Genomic DNA, 554 nt, shown 5'->3' with positions numbered 1-554 from the left:
AGCTTACCAAAATTCTCGGGTAAGTCACGCCAAGGGCAACCAACGCGCATTCGATAAAGTATACCTTCAACGGTTTGTCTTAGATTTTCTTTGTCATAAATATTCAGTTCTAATAAGATAGGTCTTAGTCTAGTCCAGTGTTCATCTTTGAGCATGGTACGAGGCATAGCGAACGTGATCTTTTGGTGTGAGAACTTAAAGATTAGACGTTCGCTATTTTTTTTGCCAACACTTTATTGCCAATGTTCAACACGCCCTAATTTGATCACTAATTTAAGCTTGTCTTCATTTGTATAAGAAGTTAATTGAAAATCAGTAATCAATAGCAATTTACTAGTATCAAAACGGAATATTATCAGTGAAATTATCCACTGGCTTAGATATTTTAGATTGAAAAACTTCTTAATTGTTTAAAAGTTCATCGACACCTAACTCAGTAATTGAATATGCATAGAAATCATAACCATCCTGATGATCTGTTTCTATAGACTTACTTATCAACTCCATACGTTCTAGTTTAATAAGTGATAATTGAAGAACTGAAATGACACGCG

Annotated in this window: 1 protein-coding gene; it reads right to left on the bottom strand. The window is 33.9% G+C overall.

Annotated features, from left to right (window positions below; translation table 11 throughout):
* Positions 1-167 (bottom strand): transposase (locus ACMHKH_RS14695; protein ID WP_413521360.1); only part of this gene is annotated, 167 nt, incomplete at its 3' end.
* Between the last annotated feature and the right edge of the window lie 387 nt (positions 168-554).

This window comes from Psychrobacter glacincola (genome assembly GCF_965118485.1).
Lineage (GTDB): Bacteria > Pseudomonadota > Gammaproteobacteria > Pseudomonadales > Moraxellaceae > Psychrobacter > Psychrobacter glacincola_D.
Note: the sequence above shows the minus strand (reverse complement) of the source record. Positions and strands in the feature narration are given on the sequence as shown.